The sequence below is a fragment of the Streptococcus jiangjianxini genome (genome assembly GCF_040225085.1).
Taxonomy (GTDB): Bacteria; Bacillota; Bacilli; order Lactobacillales; family Streptococcaceae; genus Streptococcus; species Streptococcus jiangjianxini.
On record NZ_JBEHGL010000022.1, the window covers coordinates 1 to 21,111 of the forward strand.

The following is a 21,111-nucleotide window of genomic DNA, read 5'->3' on the forward strand; positions in this document are numbered from 1 at the left end:
GAGCATTCGGTATCACTCGTTCACTTAGTCAAGCAGGATGTCCTTATGACAATGCCGTAGCTGAGAGCACCTATCGCTCTTTCAAACTGGAGTTTATTAATCAAGAAATCTTTCATTCAGTTGAAGAGCTAAATCTTAAAACCAAGGACTACGTCCACTGGTGGAATCATCATCGCATTCACGGCAGTCTCAACTATCAAACACCAATGGCTAGGCGAGTTATCGCTTAACAAAAAACACTTTATAAAAGTTGTACAGAAAAGGGTTGCCTTTTCACTGAATAATATATCTGTATTCAGAATATCTGGCTTTTTTCTACCATTTGTCAAGTTTATCAGTAACCACTCATAACGAGATGTATTGATCGCTTACTTCAAAGTAATGATAATGATAATGTTAACATTGTAAAAGTTTCGAAGACCAGAAGTCTAGTGTTGGGTGTCTTTAATGAGTTTCTTTGTGGTTTCAAGCCTAGCGTCATAATAAGACTATTTATCGTATTAGTGATATAATTCTTTTATTTTATAAATATTCTGGAAATAACCCAGGAGTTAGGATTGATTTGTGTCGCCTGATCCACTATGAGTTGAAAAAGGATAGATGATTCTTCCCTTGAATGAAGTAACAACAGTAGCTGATAAAGATCATAGTAATAGCGAAGTTCGCCTTAGAAATCTGATGGTTCTCAATAATATCACGCGATCTCAACGTTTATCTAAACCTCCATGGATCAGATGGTTTATGAGAGAGCCAGGATTGGTATCCTTTAGATGTCAATAAGAGAAAGTGTTGGAGCTTTTTGAAAATCATATTTGATCGTAGCCCAACCATATAAGAACAGAGTAATCTAGTGTAACCCTGATTTCAACGTGGGACTGGTGTTTGATAGCTTTTCCAATAATGACATTTGGGGCTTTATCCCAATTAAATATGTAGCATTGTTAAAAACATTCCGTATTGCCTCTCTAATGTGAGGTTAATCGCTTTTCATGATAAGTCAATTATAAGAGACCTTTTTCTATACTCAAAAAGCTCTATAACTTCTGCAGTGAAGTTACTCACTACAGAAATTATAGAGCCTCTTTATTAGCTTTAACTGTCAAGCATAGCTTAACATTCTCTTCAAAAGCATTATTCAAAACGCTTTCGGAAACGTTTGAAAGGTATATTTTAGACTAGAATTCAAGCAAAGCAAGGAAGCTTTCTGGGTCAAGAGAAGCACCGCCAACAAGTGCTCCATCAACGTCTTCGCAAGACATATAAGAAGCAACGTTTTCAGGCTTAACTGAACCACCGTATTGTACACGAACTTTGTCTGCCACTTCTTGTCCAAAATCTGCTGCAACAACGTCACGGACTGCTTTACACATCTTTTGAGCATCATCTTGAGTAGCTGATTTACCAGTACCGATAGCCCAGATTGGCTCATAAGCAATAACAAGTGATGATACTTGATCTGCTGACAAATCTTTAAGTGCTGCTGAAACCTGTGCTCCTACAAACTCTTCAGCTTTACCGGCTTCATAAGTTTCAAGAGACTCACCACAACAGATGATTGGAGTCATACCATTTTTAAAGATAGCATGTGCTTTTTTGTTGATATCTTCATCAGTTTCGTGGAAATAGTCACGACGTTCTGAGTGACCGATAACAACGTAGTCTACGCCCATTTCTGATAATACTTTTGGAGAAGTTTCGCCAGTGAAAGCACCAGCATCTTCTGAATAAGTATTTTGAGCGGCAACTTTAAGTCCTTCAACATTAGCATCAAGCAAAGCTACCAAGTCAACAGCTGGAGCTGCAATCGCTGCTTCTACTCTATCAGTTGTTGGTAATTTACCTGCAATAGCCTCAACGAAAGCTTTAGCTTCTTGAGGGTTTTTGTTCATTTTCCAGTTTCCGGCAATAATTGGTTTACGTGACATTTCACATACCTCTTCTATTTTTATAGTACGTTTACATTTTACCATAAAAATTGCTAGATTTAAAGGAATTGCTTAAATATCGCTATTATTTTCACATACTTTCAGAAACCCTTCCATAACAATGCCTACTCACTTTGGCATAAGGCTTTTGACCTTCTAAAGCTCTGGTTTTTGGCGGTAAAGATAGGTATCAATACCAGTCTCGTCAATATAACCAATTGGTGTATTAAGAAAATTAGGAAAGCATGCTGAACCATCAAGATAGTGTCTCACTTTGTCATTATCTTGTTCTTTATAGATTGTGTTTTTTTCAAAGTGATGTTCACTTTTTTAACGCTGCCCGACCAAAAGAGAGGCTACAGTCAAAACGGTCTGCTATTTCTATTAAGAAGAAGGCATCGGGATATTCCTTAACATAGCCTTCTGGGCAATCAAGAGGGCGCCTACGTGGACTGCGAGCATGTGCTTAGTGATAAGCCCTACAGTTAGCAAAGAATCCAAAAAAAGCACTTCCCAAGGGAAGTGCTCAATTAGAAGTTGTCTGACTCTAATTGTTATTTTGGGAAAACTTAATTGTAAAAATTAAGCTTCGATTTCTGAAACAATACCTGAACCAACAGTACGTCCACCTTCACGGATAGAGAAAGTAGTACCTTGTTCAACGGCGATTGGGTGGATCAACTCAACTTCGATAGTTACGTTATCACCAGGCATTACCATTTCAGTACCTTCTGGCAATTTGATTGAACCAGTTACGTCAGTTGTACGGAAGTAGAACTGTGGACGGTAGTTATCAAAGAATGGAGTGTGACGTCCACCTTCTTCTTTAGAAAGAACGTAAACTTCACCTTTAAATTTAGTGTGTGGGTTAATTGAACCTGGTTTAGCAAGAACTTGACCACGTTCGATTTCATCACGTTGAACACCACGAAGAAGAACACCAACGTTATCTCCAGCAAGACCTTCGTCAAGTTGTTTACGGAACATTTCAACACCAGTAACAACTGCTTTAGTGATTTCGTCTTTGATACCAACGATTTCAACTTCGTCGTTAACTTTAACAGTACCACGGTCGATACGTCCTGAAGCAACAGTACCACGTCCAGTGATTGAGAATACATCCTCAACTGGAAGAAGCAATGGTTTGTCAGTGTCACGTTCTGGTTCTGGAATGTACTCATCAACAGTTGCCATCAATTCCATGATAACATCTTCTTGAGCTGTATCTCCTTCAAGAGCTTTAAGAGCAGAACCTTGGATAACTGGAAGGTCATCACCTGGGAATTCGTATTCTGAAAGAAGGTCACGAATTTCCATTTCAACTAACTCAAGCAATTCTTCGTCATCAACAAGGTCTACTTTGTTCATGAAGACGATCAAGTGTTTAACACCAACTTGACGTGAAAGAAGGATGTGCTCACGAGTTTGTGGCATTGGTCCATCAGTTGAAGCCACAACAAGGATAGCTCCGTCCATTTGAGCCGCACCAGTGATCATGTTTTTAACATAGTCCGCGTGTCCTGGAGCATCGATGTGCGCATAGTGACGGTTTTCTGTTTCATACTCAACGTGTGCAGTGTTGATTGTGATTCCGCGTTCGCGTTCTTCTGGAGCAGCATCAATTGAAGCGTAATCTTTTGGTGTGTTAACTGAACTTGGTAAACGACGTGCCAAAACAGTTGTGATAGCTGCAGTCAATGTAGTTTTACCGTGGTCAACGTGTCCAATAGTACCAATGTTGACGTGAGCTTTACTACGATCGTATTTTTCTTTTGCCATTTTAGGAAAAGCCTCCAATAAAATATATTTTATAGATAGACAGTAGGCAATACAGTCTAACTTTACTCTTTTATTCTATCAGAAAGTTGTAGAATTGCAAGTGTTTTATACGTTTTTCGGTATTTCTAGCTATTTTGTCAATTGGTGGTAAGGTTGAATTTGGACAGATTGACCAACATTAGATGCAAAAACCCAGTCTTTATCTTTCAGCTTCGCCAAATTTTCAGAGCGTCCGCTAATTAGAATTCCTGAAAAGGTTGCTTCTTTGAGAGTCTTATTCGTTTTGACATAAGCCTTAGCTTCATCTTTAATCAGCACCCTTTTATTTCCGGCACTATTATAACTACTATCTAGCCATGATGATTGACTTCCCTTCTTCAGATAGTGTCGGAACTCCTTGAAAGTACTAGGAGATAGCCTGCCCTCATCATCTCCCATAACCCCTAAAGTGTTGTCCGTAGCAAACTGTGTGGTGTCAAACTGGCTTTTGCTACCAATCCAGTACCAGTTGACTAATACATTCTTGGGGATCATTTTTTGAATTTCTGAGTAAGTGTAGGGCTTGTCAAAGGTAACGGCTACTTCAACTGCTTGATTACTCATTTTTTGGATAAGATTCAAATCCTGCGTCACGACTGGATCTACTTCATCTGTGTAAGAATGATTGACATTGTAAAAAACTGGTATTTTGAGCTGTTGCCCTTGACTATATACACCCGTTTCTTTAGAGTCCCATAAGCCCCTTGAAGTACTGTCATGGCTTGATTCTTGTGTTAGGGAGTACTTAACCTTCATGGGTTCAAAAGGAACTTCAATCCCATCAATGTTTTTAACACGATTAGACTGAAACTCTCCTGAGAACAAACCAGCAGCATTGAAATAATAATTTTTATAAAACATATTTGGATAGGCTATATTGTTCAAGAATTCATAACGTTCTAAAATACGTCGCCCATTCCTACTGGTTAACTCTGTCAGACCTTTACCTCCTAATCCTAACACTAGGATAGCGAGCATTGAGGAATAAATAACCGTTTTTATAGTATGTTTACGTTTTGATTTTTTCGCTATTTTTTCAAAGTGGTTTGGTGAATTCATAAGTTTTTCCTTCTTTCTCTATTAGTTTTTTTATTTGTTTTCTAGCTCTGGACAAGCGCATTTTTACTGTCGCTTGTCTAACACCTAGTAAGCGACTTATCTCTTTAATGGAAAAGTCTTGAAAATAAAAGAGATCGATAACCAAAAAGTAGACTTCCGGTAATTGCTTTAAGATATCTTCTAAATCACTTGTATCCTCTTGATCGAAAGGGGTTAGCGTAGCTGCTTCCGTGAAAAATTCTTTTTGCAAGATAGCCTGATAGGTCACGTGACGTCTATAGCTATCAATGTATTTTCGAATGGCGGTCCGATACATCCAAGCCCGCAATTTCGAAAAAGGTAAGTCAATACCACTTTCTAATAGTTTGACAAATAGGTCCTGTGAAATATCATCAGCATCTGCCCTTGAAGCACCTCCTTTTTGTAAGTAAAATGAAATCTCTTTAGCTATTTCAACTAGACTTTGTTCGTAGTCATCCAATTTCACGCTTAGCCATCACCACCTTTCACTAATATAACGATCTAAAACGTCAAAAGGTAACAAAAAAACCAGAAAAATCTGGTTTTATAGGTCTTCTACTTCTACTTTAGCGGCTTCTCTTTCTGCTTCTTCTATGATTTCAGCACGTTTTTCGTTGGCATCGATATTTAAAACAACAGCAATTGCTACAGACAACACTAAAAGGCTATTCCCCCCTTGAGAAAGAAAAGGAAACGTAACCCCGGTTGATGGGATCAATCCAGAAATACCTCCGATATTGACAAAGACCTGCATAAGCATCATGCCACCAACACCAATAGCCATCATTGAATTGAAGGCATTCTTAGCTTTAAGACCAACCAGAATAATCCTGAGAATTAAGAAGAAAACAAGAGCCAAAATCAAACAGGCGCCAATCATCCCCAACTCTTCCATGACAATTGAAAAAACAAAGTCTGTTGTTGCTTCGGGAAGGTAACCTCTTTTTTCAATGGAATTGCCCAGCCCCAGACCAAACCAACCGCCATTGCTCATAGCATAATAAGAATGGGCTAGCTGATGTCCCGAGTCTGTTAAATCTTTAAAGGGATTGTAAAAGGCACTGAAACGTTTAGCGACGTAGCCAAACACCGGAACCTTAGCCATTGTTTCAACACCCACAAGTCCGATAAGGCCTAGAAAAAGTGTTGATGCTATGGTTATCGTTAAGAAAATAGCCGAAAACCATCTATAGCCAATGCCGCTAACGGTAATCATGATTAGAACGGTCAATACAATAATAGCCGCATTTCCAAGGTCGGGTTGAGCAGCTACCAAACCGATCAATAGTAAGCAGACAAGACGCCAGTCCGTGAGATCATTTCCATTTTTAGGCCACCAACGCCTTCTAGTTAAGGCTTGATAATCGTAGACAGCTATTGATTTTTGTCGTCGACTAAAGGTGAACGCCAGATACCAAATCACAAGAATCTTCAGGTACTCTGCAGGCTGAAAACTGACTGGTCCAATAACAATCCAGCCGTGTGCGCCATTTACCTCTTGTGTAAAAAAGCGTGCCACCACCAAGAGTATCACCTCAATAGCTAATGCTCCGGTGAGAACCTTTGAATTTTTCAAAAAGTTAAGCCTTAGACGATAGATAAATAAGATGGCTAAAAGACTGATAAACCAGAAACTTCCTTGATTTATCATCGATTTGAATGGGTTTAAGCCGTAATCAACCAAGGTTGCACTTGTTGTGGAATAGACGATAATCAAGCCTAACACTGATAAAATCAAGTAGGGCAAGAGTATCGAATAATTAAGAAGGTGTTTTTTTTCGATATGCATATTTTATAATCTTTCCATTTATAACATTAGCCATTATAACATCTTTCCTAGAAAAGCCCAATCAGAAGCTGACTTGGACGCCATTAAAATCTAAAATCATCAAAAAACTGGAATCTGCTTCCAGTTTTCTCTATTATTAACCTGAATTACGTAAGCCAGTAGCAATACCATTGATAGTAATATGGATCAATTTTTCTTGGCTTGGATCAAGCTGTCCGGCTCTAAGACGTTTAATCAACTCAATTTGCACGTAGTTTAAGACATTGAAGTATGGCAAGCGATAATCCAAACTATTTTTTAGATTTGGAAGTTCTTCCAATAATTCTTCATGCTTCTCGATAGCTAGTATCACATTCTTGGTTAATTGCCACTCATCCAGAATGGTCAAGAAAACATCTCTAACTTCTTGGTTATCAGCCATCTGAGCATATTGAAAGGCAATGTTCATATTTGATTTTGAGAGGACCATATCCACATTAGCTAAGAGTGATCTAAAGAACGGCCATGCTTGATACATCTCTTGTAAGATTGCTAGGTTTCCTGGCTCCTTATCAATAAAACGTTGAAAACTTGATCCTACACCATACCAACCTGGGAACATGACACGGTTTTGAGACCATGAAAATACCCAAGGAATAGCACGAAGTCCAGAAATTTCGGTAATCGTTTTGCGTGCTGCAGGACGCGATCCGATATTGAGGCTAGAGACTTCTTTTATTGGACTTGCTTCGAAGAAATAGTCATAAAAATGAGGATTGCCAAAGACAAGATCGCGGTAGATAAGATTACTATCATAGACAATCTCCTCCATAATCGAACGGTATGTGTCTATTTTATTGGGATCTGTAATCATACGCGTTACCATGCGGTCAAGCGTTGCTGAAATCAGCATCTCCAAGTTATAGTAGGCTGAATCCTTATTTCCGTATTTAGTGCCAATAACCTCACCTTGCTCTGTTAAGCGAATGCGATCTTTGATAGAGCCAAATGGCTGTGAAGTGATGGCATCGTATGATGGCCCTCCACCTCTACCGACAGTTCCACCCCGACCATGGAAAAAGGTCATTTTAACGCCAAACGCTTCACCAAGTTTTGTCAACTCATTTTGAGCCTTGTAAAGGGTCCAACCAGAAGCAAGATAGCCACCATCTTTATTGGAGTCTGAATAGCCAAGCATCACTTCTTGGTATCCTTGATGGTCTTTTAGCCAAGATGTCACAATATCAAGATTCAAATAATCTGCCATAATGCCCTTAGCATTTTCCAAATCTTCGATCGTTTCAAAAAGCGGCACAATCTGAATCCGAGAATGGTCCTTATCCAAAAGACCAACTTCTTTAAGCATGATAGCTAACTCTAGCATGTCTGAAACTGTTTCCGTGTGAGAAATAATATGTTGTTTAATAACATCTTCCCCAAGACGGTCTTTCAACTCACGCGCTGTCTGATAAATGGCTAACTCTTTCTCTAAGAGTTCTGACTTTGGAGTATTTGTAGCAGATAGCTGACGAGGATCTTCTACTAATTCTTTCAATAACAGCTGACATTTTTCATCTTCAGATAAAGAACTATAGTTATTTTCGATGTTAGCCGTTCTCAATAGCTCCGCTACACAGGCTTCTTGCACACTAGAATCTTGTCGCATATCAATCGTCGCTAAAAAGAAGCCAAACACATCAACAGCTTGACATAGTTCTGTGAAATCTCCCTTGATTAAATCCCCCATGCCATTGTTTTCTAAAGAGTCTCGAATAATCCCTAAATCAGCTTTGAAGTCCTCAACACTTGTATAGAAATCATGAACAAGTCCTCGATGACTTGCATGGGCTAGATGATAATCCGTCGTGTGCGGTTGACGAGCAAGCTGGCCTAATTTGCTTAAATCCTTTGTAAACTCAGCATCAGACCCTCTAAAATCAATTAAGGTGTTGACTAGTTTTGCTTGAATATAGCTAAATGCCTTGCGATAGGGTTCATTTTCACGAAACTCTGAACTATCCAAAGATTTCTCAGCCAAGTCTAAGACCCCTTCTGAAACAGCCGTTAGGGTATTGGAAAGTGAAAACTGACGGTAGAGTTCAGAAATTTTTTCAATGTAGTAGGTTAAGATGACTTCACTTTGAAGCATTGCCGATAAACGAAGGGTATCAGCAGTTACAAAAGGATTCCCATCACGGTCACCACCAATCCACATACCCATTGTGATAGGTTTTGGATTTTCAAGAGGGATACCGTGCTTGGTGGCTAATGACTTATATTCTAGGGTCAATTTAGTAATAGCCTTAATCAAGGAAGTAGGATAATACTCCATGACGTTGGTGATTTCATTTTTTACCTTTAGCTTTTTCTCACGAATAATATCCGTTTGCATCATCATCTGGATATATCGACGCATGTCCGAATACCATTTGTCCTGATTGATAAGCCCTAACTTGACATCACGATGTTTTCTAAGAAGCTCATGGATGTGGTTGGTCAATTCAAGCATCGTTTTACGTTGTACTTGCGTAGGATGAGCTGTTAAAACCGGAACAACGTTTAAATGATTAATGAAATCAGCTCCTTGTTCATTCTCCGCAATCATGCCCATAACCGTTGAAAGCTTCCCGAGATAATCCTTATCGACATTATTTTGATAGTTGACCTCATAGGCTAAATCAACGTCTTCAGCAATATTGATGAGTAAAGGTAGGATACTAAAATAGCGTGAAATCAAGACCATTTCTTCATTGCTAATAGTAGAGATGACATCTTGTAAGCCTTGATAATCATCGGCTTTTGATAAGCTTGTTAACTCCTTTATTTTCGAGTAAACACCTTCTCCAACAAGCCCTTGAGTTATCTCCTCTAAAAGCTGAGTTAGTATCTCAACCTCTTCTTGAATAAGGGCTTGATTACTGCTGCTTTCTAATTTGGTGATGTCCACAAAACCACTCCGTTTCTTTTTGTTTCTATCCATTATCATATCACTTTTTGTGACGAACTGCACTTGATACTTCTGTTTTACCCTTTAAAATCTAAAAAAACAATTGGTCTATTTTTGATAAGTTTCTCCCAGATTGGTATACTAGATAAAAAAAAGGAGTTTAGCCATGGAATTAAAAAAACGTTCAGAATTTCCTGAAAATGAACTTTGGGATTTGACAGCCCTTTACAAAGACCGCCAAGATTTTCTATTAGCCATTGAAAAAGCTTTAGAAGATATTGATGTCTTCGTCCATAATTATCAAAACAAACTGGAGTCAGTTGATGATTTCACACAGGCACTCATAGAATTAGAGCAAATCTACATCCAAATGAGTCACATTGAGACTTATGCTTTTATGCCTCAAACGACTGACTTTTCAAGTGCAGAATTTGCAGAAATCGCTAAGGCAGGAGATGATTTTGCTACTAAAGCTAGTGTCGCTCTCAGTTTCTTTGATACCGCTCTAGCAACGGCTGATTCAGCTATTTTAGATGAATTAGAAGCCGATCCACACTTTAGTGCAGCCATTCGTCAGGCAAAAATCCAAAAAGAGCATCTTCTTGATCCTCAAGTTGAAAAAGCTTTATCAAACTTAAGAGAAGTCCTCGATGCTCCATATGATATTTACACCAAGATGCGAGCTGGTGATTTTACCATGGAGAACTTCGAGGTTGATGGAAAAACTTATCAAAATTCCTTTGTCACTTATGAAAATTTCTACCAAAATCACGAAAATGCTGCTATTCGTGAAAAAGCATTTCGTTCATTTTCAAAAGGCTTGAGACATCATCAAAACGCTGCTGCCGCTGCTTACCTTTCCAAGGTTAAATCTGAAAAATTAATCGCAGACATGCGTGGTTACGATTCTGTCTATGACTATCTTTTGGCTGACCAAGAAGTTGACCGTACCCTATTTGATCGTCAAATAGACCTCATCATGTCTGAATTTGGACCGGTGGCTCAAAAATACCTCAAACATGTTGCTGAAGTTAATGGGCTAGACAAAATGACCTTTGCCGACTGGAAGTTGGACATTGACGCCGACCTTAACCCAAAAGTTTCCATTGATGATGCTTATGATTTGGTTATGAAATCCGTCGAACCGCTTGGACAGGAATACATCAAAGAGGTCAAGCGCTACCAAACTGAACGATGGGTTGATTTTGCTGCTAATGACAATAAAGATTCTGGTGGCTATGCCGCTGACCCTTATAAGGTTCATCCTTATGTGCTCATGAGCTGGACAGGTCGCATGTCTGATGTCTACACTCTTATCCACGAGATTGGTCATTCAGGTCAATTCATCTTCTCAGACAACCACCAATCCTACTACAATACTCACATGTCAACTTACTATGTAGAAGCTCCATCTACCTTCAACGAATTGCTTTTGAGCGACTATTTGGAAAACCAATTTGACAGTCCGCGTCAAAAACGTTTTGCCTTAGCCCATCGCCTAACAGACACCTACTTCCATAACTTCATCACACACTTGCTTGAAGCCGCCTTTCAACGTAAAGTTTATGACTTGATTGAAGCAGGGGGTACCTTCGGTGCAGAAACGTTAAACACTTTCATGAAGGAAGTCTTAAACGATTTCTGGGGCGATGCTGTGGACATCGATGACGATGCCGCCTTGACTTGGATGCGCCAATCCCATTATTACATGGGACTCTATAGTTATACCTACTCTGCTGGGCTAGTTCTTTCAACAGCTGGTTTCCTCAATCTTAAGCAAAATGCCAATGGGGCACAAGAGTGGCTAGATTTTCTAAAATCAGGTGGTAGTCAAACACCACTTGATACGGCTATGATTATTGGGGCTGATATTTCGACTGACAAACCACTTCGTGACACTATCCAGTTCTTAAGCGATACCGTTGACCAAATCATTGCTTATAGTCAGGAACTCGAAAATGACTAAACTAAATGATTTTACCGTCAAAGCACAAGATGGGTAGGATTGGTCACTTGAAACTTATTCTGGTTAGAAAGTTAAAGACCCTCTTAGCAATATGAAACGTAGCCACTGAAGATAAGCGTGTTGAAAACGAACCTATGACTTTAGAATCTTTCATCGGAACCTTATGATGCTCATTGAATCACGCTGAAAAAACAGGTCTAATAAACTTAACGAAAGGAGTGACTGGTATGTTTAGAAAAAGAGTGACAATCTGGTTGATTTTATGTGTTGTCCATGTCATCTTCGGTATCTATCAAATGTGCACAAACGGGACCATTTTTGCTCAGTGGTTGCTTATTGCCACAGGTATTTTCGCACCTTTCGCACCTTTATTCTATATACTTGATTATCGGTATCATTCTTTTTATCGGTTTAGACAAGGCGCTTGATGACAGTTCCGATATCGACAGCTTATGAGAAAAAACACCTGCACTGCCTCAAAACCTTGAAGCATTCATAATGCAAAGGACTCAGTTCTGTATAAAACAGAACTAAGTCCTTTTTTATCATTTGTCATGTTGTGCTATCCATTAAAAAGTTTGTCTGCATTTGGAAACACCCATTTGACCGGCTGCTTTTTGAGTTTACACCTTCAGCGTAAAACAGACCTGAAAGGCACATAGCAATAAACGGACACTGATAGCATTATCAATGTCCGTCTGACTCAATTATTTAGAGATTTCTTGGTAAAATTCAATCTTGTCACCATTTTTGACAGTGTTTTCTTCAGCACCTTTATTGGGCATTTTCCCATTAACTTTATACATCCAATAAAGATTTTTTTTAGGGTCTTGTTTGTGACCATCAATCTCAGTTACAAAGCCATTATCGTCTTCTACGTCATGCGCTTCTTCTAAGGCATCCATGACTGAATCATCTTTATCAACAATGACTTCTTTTTTGTCAGCTTTTTCTCCTTGCGGTTTGACAGATACCGTTACCTTGACTTCATCAGATTCTGGTTTTTTATTAGCATCATCATTGGAGCATGCTGCTAATAACAACAAAGAACTAGCGACTACGATTGGTTTTAAAACTTTTTTCATGATAAAATCTCCTTAAAATATGTTCTAAAATTGGGTAAAATACAAGTGTTGATAGGGCATGGTTCAGATTAAAAGAGAGTCCAGCCAGCACATAAGACCACCAAGGCATTTTGAAGAAACCAGCCATAACACTATCAATAATCATACCATACAAAAAGGCTAAAATAGCTGAAAAAAACGTTAAATAATAACTATTCCATTTTTTGATTAACACTATTTTCCAAATAAGTAAAATGACACCAAAGCTGAAAATCTGAAAGACAACCCAAGGACCAAAACCTAGTAAAAAGGAAGATATCAGCATACTTAAAGCCATGACCAAAGAAGCAAGCCACAAACTTTCAACCTCTACCAAAATCATAAACAAGGCTGTGAGCGGCTGAATATTAGGCAAGGCTGAAAAAGCATAGCGTAAAACCACACACATGGCAGATAAAATAGCTATTTTACTAATATTTCGAATTGTTAAGCGTGATGTTGTTTCATTTTTCATAAGCCCATTATCTCAAAACTGACTCAATTTGACCAGAAGAGGCAAAAAGCCTTCGCAAACACTTTCCTATTGTCAGCGCCAGACTTCATCGATAATTTCTTTAACCAGTGCCAATTTCTTCCACTGATCTTTCTCAGTTAAAATATTCCCTTCTTCTGTTGAGGCAAAACCACATTGGGTAGACAGCCAAAGTTGTTCTAAAGAAAGATACTTGCTAGCCTCTTTAAGACGAGCAATGGGGTGTTCTTTTTCTTCCAAATCTGGAAATTTTGATGTTATTAATCCTAAGACGGCTACTTTTTCAGGATCTTTTATTGCTGCCAAAGGCTCAAAACCACCCGAACGTTCATTGTCAAATTCCAAAAAATAAGTTTTTGCGGCCTCATCAGTAAATAGTGCTTTTGCGATTGATCCGTAACCTCCAGATGAGGCCCAAGTAGAATGGTAATTCCCACGACAGACGTGTGTGTTGACTAACAGTCCTTCGGGAACATTTTCATAAACATTATTGTTCAAGGTTAAAAAGAGTTTAGATAACTCATTTCGAACATCTTCTTTGGATGCTCCTTGATCTTGAGCCCAGGCAGTTAAGAAATTATCGTCTACCAAAACACCCCATGTACAGTCATCAACTTGTAGCGTTTTTAACCCCTCATCAATCAGATCATTAATAACCTGCAGGTAAGCCGCTTTTATATCCCAACGAAGCTCTTCAAAATCAGGATAAATCTCATTTAATTTAGCCACATGATCTTGGTCCCGAATTAATTCAAAATAAAATTGCGAGGGAGCTGGAATGGTGTACTTAGCTTCAACAGCCACACCTTTAGAATCGACATAATGTTTCAAAAAGCGATAAGCTTCAATAAATGGGTGATTGTTTCCTGAAATCCTCCCAGAAATTAAAGCAGAATCCGCCTTAGTCTCCTCACCATGAAACTGGTAACCCGAAGAAGCTTGAACATGATCGATGCCCTGTAATCCCCAGAAAAAATCTAGGTGCCAATAAGCACGACGAAATTCTCCATCCGTGACTTTTTCTAAACCAGCAGCTATTTGTTTATCAACCAAATCCTTTATGGTAATATCCTCAACAGATTTTAAATCTTTTTTCGAAAGTTTTCCCAGTTCGTAAGCCTTACGTGCATTCTGCAAGACTTTTGGCCTTAAAAAGGAACCAACATGTTCAAAATGTTTCTCAACCATAAGTAGTCTCCTAAATATTTTATTCCTTCATTTTAATAAACATCCTTATAGTTGAGAAATATATCTTCTCTATATTTCGTTATAAGTTAAGACTATTAAAATATGACAATTATGTGACAAAATGGCTTTACTATCGCTTTTCAAGGCCAGTTACTTTGATTTTTTGTATTTTTTAAGTTACAATATAACGAAGATGAGAAAGAGAATTAAGCCACCGGTTGCTTTGATACTCCTAGGGTTACCTATTTTGATATTGGTAATTGCAAGATCTTATGCCATGTTTGCCCGCTCAGTGCAATTAAATGCTGCTAGAGCGACCATACCAACCATAAGTAGTGCCCCTAAAGGTAAAACAGCAACAAGTACAGAAAAAGAAGAAGCGATTACTTCCCTTGATCCCATCATTGACATTTCTGGATGGCAGTTGCCTGAAGAAATTGACTACGACACCCTATCAAAAAATATTTCTGGGGTCATTGTTCGTGTCTTTGGAGGGTCAGGTATTGGAATTGATAATAATGCTACCAACGCAAAAGGCGTTGATAAATCTTATAAAAAACATATCCAGGAATTTCAAAAACGCGATATCCCCGTCGCAGTCTATGCTTATGTCATGGGAACTAGTGTTAAAGAAATGAAAGAGGAAGCCCGTATCCTCTATAAAAAGTCCAAGCCCTACAAACCAACCTACTATTGGTTAGACGTTGAAGAAAAAACGATGACTGATATGAACAAGGGCGTTGAAGCCTTCCGAAGTGAACTGGAAAAACAAGGAGCAAAAAACATCGGCATTTACATTGGAACTTACTTTATGGAAGAACATAGTATTTCCACTGATAAGTTTGATGCCATTTGGTTCCCAACCTACGGTACTGACTCAGGTTACTATGAAGAGGATCCCAATACACATCTCGACTACGATCTCCATCAGTACACCTCTCAAGGCTATATTGACGGTTTCGCTAAACCTCTTGATTTGAACCAGATTGCTAGTAACAAGAACATCGGCTCAACTTATAAAAAGTTATTCGGTAGGAAGCCTAGCAAAGAAGCTCAAGAGTAACACGACAAACGCATGAAGGATTTTTAGCAAGAAAATAAAGTTTTCTGTATTTCAATGTTCAGAATTTACAAAAATAGTAGCCATGTTTAAGCGTTTTTCCTATAGCGAAAACGCTTAGATAAAATATTTTTATCTGTACTATAGTTCGGAAATAACTGTTTCATGCGTTTGTCGTGCAAGAGTAAAACAATCTATTGACAGGTTGTTTTTTTTTCGTTACACTAGCTGTAATCGGTATCATTTATCATATAAATCATATCTAAAATTAAATATCACAAGGGAGTGCCTTTCGGCTGAGACCATATATGTGTGGAATCCTTATCAACCTGATCTGGTTAGTACCAGCGTAGGAATTGTGTCATGATGAACTTGGTAAGACTCCCTCTTTGTCGAAAAGGAGTCTTTTTATGTCCAAAAATCTTAATGTCTTAGTTGAAGCTGCCATTTTTGCCGCACTGGCGATGGTTCTCTCTTTTATACCTGATTTTGCCAGTTGGTTCACTCCTTCCTTCGGAGCTATTCCGCTAGTCGTCTTCGCACTACGTCGCGGTTCAAAATATGGTCTATTATCTGGTCTTCTTTGGGGGCTTCTGCATTTTGTTCTTGGAAAAGTTTACTATTTAGCTTTCTCCCAAGTATTAATAGAATATATCCTCGCTTTTGTTTCAATGGGTCTGGCAGGTATTTTTGCCAATTCCTTTCAAACTGCTATTCGATCAAAGCAAACCAAAACAGCTATTATTACCGGTCTTTCGGCCAGTTTGCTAGCCGTTGGTGTTCGATACTTCTGGCACTTCCTCGCGGGGGTTATTTTCTGGGGATCATACGCTCCTAAAGGGATGTCAGCCCTCTGGTACTCCATGAGTGTCAATGGTGTTGCTGGTCTAGCAACGCTCATTCTTGTACTCATTAGCCTGATTCTCTTAGTCTCAGCTCAGGCTAATAGAATCTTTCTCCCAAAGTAAAGTTAAGCTTCTTTTAAATGAAATTATGGTAAACTATAGCTTATGCAAAGATACAAAAAGCGCCATAAGACTTCTAACCAACACAAGCAAAAAATAATCGCTCTGCTCTCTCTCATAGTTATTGTGTTAACTGGATTGATGGTATTCCAGTATTTCAAGTCTAAAGAACAACTCCACTATAAAACTCATCAAATGGCCAACATCACTCACAAGCAAAAACTATTTGATAGCCAATTCCAGCAGGTTAGTAACCCTTTTTCTAAACAGGAAATAGTTACCCTCACTTCTTATCGGGAAAAACGGTTCAAAGCAACCACTCATCTCTTTGCTGGTTTTACAGTCAGTGGTAGACAATATTATGTCCTAGCCAACCAGCTGGCTATTACTCAAGAAAATCCTATTAACCAATCTGTCGCTGACTTAGGCTACCCAAAAATCAAGGCTTCCAAACAGATCATCAAGCGTTTTACAAAAATGCCCTATCTCAATTCTAGCCGTCAACCTAAGGGAATTGTTATCCATGAAACTGGTAATGATAACTCAACACTTGATGATGAGATTAACTACATGACAAAGAACTATCACACATCTGGTGTTTTCGTCCATAGTTTTATTAATGCCAATCAAATCGTAACGATTGCCGATCCTAATTTTATGGCACAGGGTGCTGGTCCCAAGGCAAATCCCAACTATATCCAATTTGAAATGACCAGAGAAGTAAGTTCAGAAGGGTTTTCAAGACAGCTAGCTAACGCAGCCTACTACACTGCTAAACAATTGCATCATTACCATCTACCAGTCACAGTAGCTCAAGAAGATGGACAAGGAACCATCTGGACTCATGATATGGTCTCTAGGTATCTTGGAGGTACTGATCACACCGATCCTGTCGACTATTGGACCAGCATGGCTAATTATTACTGGGGTGTAGATTATACTGTTGATGATTTCGCACAATTGGTTCAAACCTATTATAGTCAGCTATAATGGCATAAAAATGGTATAATTTAAGTTATACTATTTTTTTATTATATTTGGAGGCATATATGTTTGCATGGCTTAGCCGTTTGGCTAAAGGTATTATTATTGCACTTGGTTTTATCCTACCAGGTGTCTCTGGTGGTGTACTAGCATCCATTTTGGGGCTTTACCAAAAAATCATTGCGTTTCTAGCTCATCCGACTCGTGATTTTCTCAAAAATATTCTCTTTTTCCTACCAGTCGGTATTGGGGGGATTCTAGGTATCGCCCTCTTCTCCACTCCACTTGAGTGGCTACTAGCCAATCATCAAGTTGCTACCCTTTGGGCTTTTACTGGAGCTATCGTTGGGACTCTTCCCTCGCTTTGGCAGGAAGCTACCTCTGACGGTCACCGTGACAGAACCGATTGGGGCATTTTAGTGGTCACTTTCGTCGTTTCAGGACTTCTGCTGTTCTTCCTCAACGACTTAGTCGGCACCATTCCAGCAAGCTTTGCTAGTTTCATTTTGGCTGGAGCACTTATTGCTTTGGGAGTTCTAGTGCCTGGCTTAAGCCCCTCCAATCTTCTCTTAATTATGGGACTCTACAGTCCTATGCTTATAGGATTTAAAACCTTAGATTTAACGGGTGTTTTTCTTCCCATCGCTATTGGCGGAGCCATCACCATGATTCTCTTTTCAAAAGTGATGGATTATGCGCTTGAAAACCATCACTCCCGTGTTTATCATTTTATTTTAGGTTTGGTAACATCAAGCACCCTTTTAATTATTTTGCCAAATCCTCGTTCAGCTGAAAGCATTTCCTATGCAGGTGCAGGTTTTAGTACCTTCGTCTTTTCTTTCATCTTATTTGTAGCAGGGACTGCTCTAGGCGTTTGGATGAGTCGTCTTGAAGGGAAATACAAAAAATGAGTAAGAAGAATAAAGTCAAAAAAACCTTAGTCGATCAAATCCTCGATAAGGCTGGTATCCAGCATGATAGTCTTATCGTCAATGCTAAGACAGGCCAACTTCCAGAAGATATCCAAAAAGAGGATATCTTTAAAACACTAGCTTTAATCGGAGACAAAACCGGTCCAATCATTGGTATTGTCCCCTTAACAGAGCATTTGTCTGAGAAGAAACTGGCTAAGATTTCTGGTAATAAAAAAGTTCACATGATTCCTCAAAAAGAGCTGCAAAAAACAACTGGCTATGTCCACGGTGCTAACAATCCTGTTGGCATTCGTCAGAAGCATCATTTCCCAATCTTTATTGATGAAGTTGCTCTTGAAAAAGGAAAAATGGTTGTATCTGGTGGTGAAATTGGCCGGTCTATTAGGATTGATAGTCAGACCTTAGCCGATTTTGTTCAAGCGAAATTTGCTGATATAAAGGAGTAATGAGTAATATGTCATTTATTGGAAATGTTATTTGGTTCTTATTGGCTGGTCTTTGGGCTTTTATCATTTGGACAATCATTGGTATTCTGCTTTGTCTCACCATTGTCGGAATACCGTTCGGTCTGCAATGTTTCAAGATTGCCAGCTTTGGGCTTTTCCCTTTTGGAAAGGAAGTTATCCTATCAAGTAGAGGAACGAGCCTATTACTCAATCTTATCTGGATTCTTCTCTTCGGTTGGGAATTGGCGCTACTTCACTTAACATCTGCTTTCTTCCTTTGCATCACTATCATTGGCATTCCTTTTGCTAAACAATGTTTGAAACTAACGCAAATTAGCCTCTTCCCTTTTGGCATAACAATTATCAAGGAGTAACTATGAAACTATATTTTGTACGACATGGTAGAACCCAATGGAATGCAGAAGGACGTTTTCAAGGCGCAAACGGTGACTCTCCCTTGCTTGAAAACTCCTACGATACCATTGTAAAATTAGGACAACGATTAACAGATGTTCACTTCGACGAAGTCTATTCAAGCGATTTGAAACGAGCTATGGACACCGCTAGATTGATTATGAACTACAATCAAAATCCCAGAGACATTATCGAAACAAAAGCCTTGAGAGAATGGGATCTAGGTAAACTTGAAGGACAAAAAATTAGTCTCGTTGAGGCCATCTACCCATCGCAAATCCATGCGTTTCGCCACAATCTAGGTGTCTTTAGAGCGCAAAACTTTGATGCAGAATCAGTCTATCAGGCAACCCATCGTCTAAAAGTTTTCTTACAAGAGACTATCGATAAGGATCTTGACAACATACTTCTTGTCGGACATGGTGCCCATCTGACAGCTTCTATTCGAAGTCTACTTGGATTTGAACCAGCTTTATTACGAGCAAATGGCGGCTTGGACAATGCCAGTTTGACTATATTAGAAACTGATGACTTAAAACATTATACTTTAAAACTCTGGAATGATACCAGTCATTATAATAACTAAAGTCTTCTTAAAATAGGTTGACATACCCCTCATACTAACGAGTAGTGAAAACCAAAAGTCACTAGAAAGGGACACTCCCCCTAAAATGAGACGTAAAAAACACTTCTGTTGAAATCTTGAACTGACCTCAAACAGTTGGACAAGACATTATTGAAAGGATTTAGTCCTGTATTGAACAGGACTAAGTCCTTTTAGTTCTGTCTTAATTCGTTTATTGTTATAGTAAAAAATATAATCTGTAATAGCTTGCTCAAGCTCATCAAGGGATTGATAAGTGGTCTCAAGGACCATTAAACCATAGAAGAATGTCATCAATGTTTTTAATGCAATAAAGGCCTTGCTCCTCTTAACATGAGGGGTAAGGCCTTTACTTAATGTTTCGTTCTTTTATGGTTTACGTATCGGAAGAAATGTTTTGTCTCCAAGGATTTTTAGTTGATGTATTTTGTACGTAAGATTTTTTCTTGCTTAGCATCCAAGCGAAGCAAGATAACCACTTTGTCAATACTCATATTGCTTTCAAGCAGCCGTTCAGCAGCCATCATAAGTCCGTTATTGAGTCCCATCTCAAGGATTGGATTTTTCTTATCATTAACATCAAAAATGAATTTGTTATCGGGAAGGTCAAACAGAACTTTCACAGCTCCATAAAGTTGCTCAAAATTATCAATAGCGACATCATAAACAGGTTTCGTCCCTGCTTTTAGACTACGCCCGCGATGATTAAACCACATAGCATGCCAGCCGCCATTTTTAGCTCCCATAACGTCATTATCGTAAGAATCTCCGACATAAAGGGTTGTCGCAGGGTTCATGTCAAATTGCTCTGCTGCCAGATTAAAAATTTCTTTTTCAGGTTTTTGAAACCCTGTCGCCTGACTCACAATCACACGCTTAGGATCAACATAGTCATAAAGCCCAAGCTTCTTCACTTTTTTTAATTGATGTTCCGTTGGACCATTGGTGATAATCCCGATGGGAACATTCTTAGACTTCAAGAAATCAAGGGTCATGCGCATCTCGTCAAGCATGGTAATATTCTCCAACTCATGCTCATAGATTTCTTGAAAATGATTTCCCTCAGCTTCATCAATCTCACGATACCCAAATTCTAAAAGTGTCTCTTTACAACGCCAAAAACGGAAATATTCTGTCGTCCATTCTCCAGCCATAACACGCGGAAAACCAATATCAGAATAGTGCCTAAAACGAATATAAGCTTGATTCATCTGACTCATGTCAAAATCAGGAAAACACTTTTCCATCGCCAAACGATAAGGTGCCTGCTGATCATAAATGGTATCATCGACGTCAAAAACAATTGAGGTTATCATGAATGTTAAATCCTTTTTCTATTTTTTCAAACGTGATTATTATATCATTTTCTTCATTTTTTACCAAACCTCATTCCAATAATGGTGAATTATCAAGCG

Annotated in this window: 19 protein-coding genes, 1 pseudogene and 1 riboswitch; of the genes and pseudogenes, 9 read left to right on the forward strand and 11 right to left on the reverse strand. The window is 38.8% G+C overall.

Going from position 1 to position 21,111, the window contains the following annotated elements; all coding sequences use genetic code 11:
- A partial coding sequence (locus tag ABP870_RS09025; protein WP_350015087.1) for an integrase core domain-containing protein occupies nucleotides 1-230 on the forward strand: 230 nt, incomplete at its 5' end.
- Between the two features lie 945 nt (nucleotides 231-1,175).
- Here the strand turns inward: ABP870_RS09025 and tpiA are convergent.
- The 6 genes from tpiA to ppc all read right to left on the reverse strand — a co-directional run bounded on the left by tpiA (nucleotide 1,176) and on the right by ppc (nucleotide 9,538).
- Nucleotides 1,176-1,925: a triose-phosphate isomerase gene (gene tpiA, locus ABP870_RS09030; protein WP_350015088.1), complete on the reverse strand. Its 750-nt coding sequence runs from the start codon at nucleotides 1,923-1,925 to the stop codon at nucleotides 1,176-1,178.
- A gap of 582 nt (nucleotides 1,926-2,507) precedes the next feature.
- Entirely contained in the window at nucleotides 2,508-3,704 is a 1,197-nt protein-coding gene (gene tuf / locus ABP870_RS09035; protein ID WP_062707346.1) for an elongation factor Tu, read from the reverse strand.
- Between the two features lie 129 nt (nucleotides 3,705-3,833).
- Nucleotides 3,834-4,802, reverse strand: a complete 969-nt coding sequence (locus ABP870_RS09040; RefSeq protein ID WP_350015089.1) for an anti sigma factor C-terminal domain-containing protein — start codon at nucleotides 4,800-4,802, stop codon at nucleotides 3,834-3,836.
- A complete protein-coding gene (locus ABP870_RS09045; RefSeq protein WP_350015090.1) occupies nucleotides 4,780-5,289 on the reverse strand; it encodes an RNA polymerase sigma factor in 510 nt (169 codons plus the stop codon). Before ABP870_RS09045 ends, ABP870_RS09040 begins: the two co-directional genes overlap by 23 nt.
- Nucleotides 5,290-5,367: 78 nt before the next feature.
- On the reverse strand, nucleotides 5,368-6,612 hold the full coding sequence (gene ftsW / locus ABP870_RS09050; RefSeq protein ID WP_350015091.1) for a cell division peptidoglycan polymerase FtsW: 1,245 nt from the start codon (nucleotides 6,610-6,612) through the stop codon (nucleotides 5,368-5,370).
- 136 nt (nucleotides 6,613-6,748) lie between these two features.
- On the reverse strand, nucleotides 6,749-9,538 hold the full coding sequence (gene ppc / locus ABP870_RS09055; RefSeq protein WP_350015121.1) for a phosphoenolpyruvate carboxylase: 2,790 nt from the start codon (nucleotides 9,536-9,538) through the stop codon (nucleotides 6,749-6,751).
- Nucleotides 9,539-9,704: 166 nt separating this feature from the next.
- On the opposite strand from ppc, the gene pepF reads away from it, so the two are divergent.
- Nucleotides 9,705-11,504 (forward strand): oligoendopeptidase F, encoded by a 1,800-nt coding sequence (gene pepF / locus ABP870_RS09060; RefSeq protein ID WP_350015092.1) that lies wholly within the window; start codon nucleotides 9,705-9,707, stop codon nucleotides 11,502-11,504.
- Between the two features lie 707 nt (nucleotides 11,505-12,211).
- Here pepF and ABP870_RS09065 read toward each other — a convergent pair.
- The 3 genes from ABP870_RS09065 to ABP870_RS09075 form a co-directional block, all read right to left on the reverse strand.
- Nucleotides 12,212-12,589 carry a DUF4430 domain-containing protein gene (locus tag ABP870_RS09065; protein ID WP_062707318.1) on the reverse strand — a complete coding sequence of 126 codons (378 nt, stop codon included), beginning with the start codon at nucleotides 12,587-12,589 and terminating at the stop codon, nucleotides 12,212-12,214.
- Nucleotides 12,555-13,082, reverse strand: coding sequence for an ECF transporter S component (locus tag ABP870_RS09070; RefSeq protein ID WP_350015093.1), 528 nt, complete (start codon nucleotides 13,080-13,082; stop codon nucleotides 12,555-12,557). The genes ABP870_RS09065 and ABP870_RS09070 overlap by 35 nt, the downstream gene beginning before the upstream one ends.
- Nucleotides 13,083-13,154: 72 nt before the next feature.
- Complete coding sequence (locus tag ABP870_RS09075) at nucleotides 13,155-14,288, reverse strand: 5-methyltetrahydropteroyltriglutamate--homocysteine S-methyltransferase (protein WP_350015094.1); 1,134 nt, start codon at nucleotides 14,286-14,288, stop codon at nucleotides 13,155-13,157.
- Between the two features lie 193 nt (nucleotides 14,289-14,481).
- Here ABP870_RS09075 and ABP870_RS09080 point away from each other — a divergent pair, with 193 nt between their 5' ends.
- From ABP870_RS09080 to ABP870_RS09110, 7 genes are all read left to right on the forward strand, one after another.
- Nucleotides 14,482-15,351, forward strand: coding sequence for a glycoside hydrolase family 25 protein (locus ABP870_RS09080; RefSeq protein ID WP_350015095.1), 870 nt, complete (start codon nucleotides 14,482-14,484; stop codon nucleotides 15,349-15,351).
- 268 nt (nucleotides 15,352-15,619) lie between these two features.
- Nucleotides 15,620-15,721: riboswitch (TPP riboswitch) on the forward strand.
- A gap of 37 nt (nucleotides 15,722-15,758) precedes the next feature.
- Nucleotides 15,759-16,316, forward strand: a complete 558-nt coding sequence (gene thiT, locus ABP870_RS09085; protein ID WP_350015096.1) for an energy-coupled thiamine transporter ThiT — start codon at nucleotides 15,759-15,761, stop codon at nucleotides 16,314-16,316.
- A 42-nt stretch (nucleotides 16,317-16,358) separates the two neighbouring features.
- Nucleotides 16,359-17,303 (forward strand): peptidoglycan recognition protein family protein, encoded by a 945-nt coding sequence (locus ABP870_RS09090; RefSeq protein ID WP_350015097.1) that lies wholly within the window; start codon nucleotides 16,359-16,361, stop codon nucleotides 17,301-17,303.
- 59 nt (nucleotides 17,304-17,362) lie between these two features.
- The gene (locus tag ABP870_RS09095; RefSeq protein WP_350015098.1) at nucleotides 17,363-18,208 is read left to right on the forward strand and encodes a DUF368 domain-containing protein; all 846 of its coding nucleotides are present in this window, start codon (nucleotides 17,363-17,365) and stop codon (nucleotides 18,206-18,208) included.
- On the forward strand, nucleotides 18,205-18,678 hold the full coding sequence (locus ABP870_RS09100) for an aminoacyl-tRNA deacylase (RefSeq protein WP_350015099.1): 474 nt from the start codon (nucleotides 18,205-18,207) through the stop codon (nucleotides 18,676-18,678). The genes ABP870_RS09095 and ABP870_RS09100 overlap by 4 nt, the downstream gene beginning before the upstream one ends.
- Nucleotides 18,679-18,686: 8 nt before the next feature.
- Nucleotides 18,687-19,052: a YccF domain-containing protein gene (locus ABP870_RS09105; RefSeq protein WP_350015100.1), complete on the forward strand. Its 366-nt coding sequence runs from the start codon at nucleotides 18,687-18,689 to the stop codon at nucleotides 19,050-19,052.
- 2 nt (nucleotides 19,053-19,054) lie between these two features.
- Nucleotides 19,055-19,678 carry a histidine phosphatase family protein gene (locus ABP870_RS09110; RefSeq protein ID WP_350015101.1) on the forward strand — a complete coding sequence of 208 codons (624 nt, stop codon included), beginning with the start codon at nucleotides 19,055-19,057 and terminating at the stop codon, nucleotides 19,676-19,678.
- Nucleotides 19,679-19,825: 147 nt separating this feature from the next.
- Here ABP870_RS09110 and ABP870_RS09115 read toward each other — a convergent pair.
- Nucleotides 19,826-20,011, reverse strand: a pseudogene (locus ABP870_RS09115) (IS3 family transposase); the annotation flags it as partial.
- A gap of 98 nt (nucleotides 20,012-20,109) precedes the next feature.
- Complete coding sequence (locus ABP870_RS09120; RefSeq protein ID WP_350015102.1) at nucleotides 20,110-21,012, reverse strand: HAD family hydrolase; 903 nt, start codon at nucleotides 21,010-21,012, stop codon at nucleotides 20,110-20,112.
- Nucleotides 21,013-21,111: the final 99 nt, after the last annotated feature.